This is a genomic window from Duganella sp. GW822-FHT06D06, assembly GCF_058799615.1.
This window is the reverse complement of record NZ_JBXALQ010000053.1, coordinates 1-2877: the sequence shown is the minus strand read 5'-3', so window position 1 is coordinate 2877 and position 2877 is coordinate 1. Positions and strand designations below refer to the sequence as shown.

Here is a 2877-nt window from a genome sequence, read left to right as displayed (position 1 = left end):
ACAACGGTCATTGTTTCTCCTTGATGGCGGCAGTGTCCTGCCAAATGACCGTTTACACAAAATTATTTACACCCTCTGACCACCAGTTCTATCGAATCCATCCCGTTTCATCCTGGACGCGCAGCATGTCACGAGCTATTTAACACCTGGCTCATGCACGACGAATACGAGGCAATCGACCGACTTCGGCTAATACTAGACACCATTCGATTGGGATTAGAAAGCGCTCAGCGGCTGCTTCGCCCTTCGCTAGATGCAGCATTGGAGGCCGGTGCCGGTAGCGATACCAACGATTCAACTCTTGCGGGGCGTGCAATTGGAATTCTTCAAACGAACGGTGAAGGACCAAGCGAAGACGAGCTTGAAAAATTCGTTAAATATAGCTCTTACAACCTTGCGGTTGCTGCCGTTGCTCTAATCGCGGCGCGTGGTACTCAAGATGCGGCGGATCTGTTGATGCGGCTCTACCAGGAAACTGACTCAGCATGGCTCCGACCAGACATACTTACCAATTTGGAACCGCTTGCCAGTCGCCTTGGCCACCGCATCATGCGAACTGGAAATACCCTGTCTTCCGTGCTGGCTTAGAAATAACTCGGTCGGCGAGTTTGGGCTCAACTCGGCTGCACGGTCATGGTTCGTTTATATTCTGTGAATGCCAAAATCACACGGCTCAATAAACTGTAGGCTTGGCCGATGAAGACGCCTAATGCTGCGCAAGGGGACAATTTGACGTAATGCCCGTTGTACGTCATGCCGCCGGCGTTCCCGCCCGCGCCGCCAGACCATGTTCCAGCGTCGTGCCAAGACACTTATGAAAGACCAGGCCCGCCAGAATCTGAGACTCCACTACGTGACGGGAAAAATTAGAACTTCCGCTTTGGGGTGGGGATTCAACCGGTCATCAGACGCCGTGTCAAGTCGAAGCCGAACAAGTATATTTACCGCGACTACCGGCACGTTGATAACGATTGGTGACGCGGCACATCATCGAAACTTAGCGCTGGTGCCGAAGTCATTTCGATTCCCCCCGCGTCTGGCGGTGTGTAGCGCCGATCGCCGATTCCTCCCTAGTGTCGCGTGGTTCGACCTGGTTTTTGGCCGGAAAAGCCGGACCACGCTGCGCGACGCGCGAGTCGATCCACTGCATCACGTCATCCTGCAGCCACGCCACCGCGCGCGCCGACAGCTTCACAGGTGCGGGGAACGAATGCTGTTTGATTGCGCGGTACAGCGTTGCGCGCGATAGGCCGCATAGCTGCAGCACTTCGCGAATGCGGATCAAGCGTCGCGCGCCGGATAAAGTCTTGTTGGTGTCCATATTCGTTCTCCCTCGTTTCGAACAGCCTTTAGGTAAAGTAGCCGTTTCGAACAGCGCGGTGCTTGCGACAACGCTATAACCGTTGCATAAGCGGATGGCGGATCGCGTTATATTCTTGCGCGCCTTGTCGCTATCAGATATTTTCTCGCGCTGCATGGTGACGTGAAAGCTGGTGTTGATAGTTGGCTGGGATGCCTTAGGAGCTTGATATTATCAAGCGAAATTAAGCGGAGGCGTCGAATGCAGGATAGGCTCGCGCCGGTAAATGTGCTCCACTTCTTTTGGGTAAGCTCTCCTTGTGCGCATGGACTGGTTTCTTAACAGCCCGAAGATCGCAATTGCTTCAGTCGGAAGTTCAGGTACGCAGTGAAAGGGAGGGCGCAGCTTTCTCGACAAATAAATTGAAGAGAATTTTGTGCCGGTGATCTTGGTAGGATGGCCGATGGAGGAAAATATGGTTTTCGCCGCGAAGGGATCGTCCTTCGCGCATCTTGGCATCATGCCAGGCGTAGCGCTCGTCACGCGCCCTTAGTCTCCACATTTGTTTTTAGATTGGCTGCGCCTTTGAGCGAGCCCGCGATCAGCCTGGATAGGCTGCATCCATATTGCGCATCCTTCCCTTGAGGGAGCTGCGCGTCACATCGTGCGCATTCACGCACCGTCCCCACCTCACGCGGCGATCTGCCGCCGCGTGCATGTCGATACGCCGCCCTAGTCCGCGGCGCAAACCGCGCGTCGTTACTGGCGGCCTGCTGCCAGTGACGACGCGCTAGCAACCAAGCGCTATATGGGCTCCGCCACGGATTTCTCAGTGACGGCGGCCAGTGACAGCGGATCTACCGCTATCAGCGCAGCAGAACGCTGCTTGCCAACCATGCCCCTCGTGGGCCGACAACGTGTGCGAGGCACACCCCATGGACCCTGGGTAACTGGTCCCACCGCGATCAGGCTTCTACAAGGAGCGGATCGCGGCGCCATACGCGCATGCGGCGCGGGCAAGCAGTGAACATACCGCATACACGGGAGTGGTGTCCCGGGGCCTTTACAAACCGTCCTTGCTGCGGCAAGCACGGTGGCCAGAAACACTGACCTGACTCGATCACACCAAGTTTGTTTTTAGGAGCATGCGATGCGCGACTTGAACTATCAACTTAAGCAGCTGTGCGACCGCAATCGCGATGGCAGCTATGCCACGCAGTCCGACCGCGCGCGGATACTCTCGCACGTGGCCAACCAGTTGCACGATCTCGGATATCGCCATATGAATGCTGACAGTCTGCGTCCCAAGCATGTGGATGCGCTGGTGCAGCAATGGAAGGCCGATGGCGTTAGCGCCGGCACGATGAAGAACCGTATGAGCGCCATGCGATGGTGGGCGCGGAAGATTGGCAAGGACAACATCATCGCGCGCGACAACGGCAGCTACGATATCGACAAGCGCACCTTTGTCACCAACATCTCCAAGGCCAAGGTGCTTGACTGTCAGTGGGAACCCAATAATCCCCACCTGTGGGAATTGAATTTTCCCCACCCATTTTTGAAGGAGCTCAAAAATG

The 2877-nt window shown here is 55.8% G+C and carries 3 protein-coding genes; 2 read left to right on the top strand and 1 reads right to left on the bottom strand.

Annotated elements, in window-relative coordinates; translation table 11 throughout:
* Positions 1–153: 153 nt before the first annotated feature.
* Entirely contained in the window at positions 154–588 is a 435-nt protein-coding gene (locus AC1RMD_RS31130) for a hypothetical protein (RefSeq protein ID WP_492932731.1), read from the top strand.
* 427 nt (positions 589–1015) lie between these two features.
* Here the strand turns inward: AC1RMD_RS31130 and AC1RMD_RS31125 are convergent, their stop codons facing one another.
* Positions 1016–1321 (bottom strand): helix-turn-helix transcriptional regulator, encoded by a 306-nt coding sequence (locus AC1RMD_RS31125; RefSeq protein ID WP_492932729.1) that lies wholly within the window; start codon positions 1319–1321, stop codon positions 1016–1018.
* 1129 nt (positions 1322–2450) lie between these two features.
* Between AC1RMD_RS31125 and AC1RMD_RS31120 the strand changes: the two genes are divergently transcribed.
* The coding region (locus tag AC1RMD_RS31120; protein ID WP_492932727.1) for a phage integrase N-terminal domain-containing protein at positions 2451–2877 on the top strand (427 nt) is incomplete at its 3' end.

Coding starts and splice junctions, on each gene's coding strand:
- AC1RMD_RS31130 (WP_492932731.1), top strand. CDS start 154: ATGCACGACGAATACGAGGCAATCGACCGACTTCGGCTAATACTAGAC.
- AC1RMD_RS31125 (WP_492932729.1), bottom strand. CDS start 1,321: ATGGACACCAACAAGACTTTATCCGGCGCGCGACGCTTGATCCGCATT.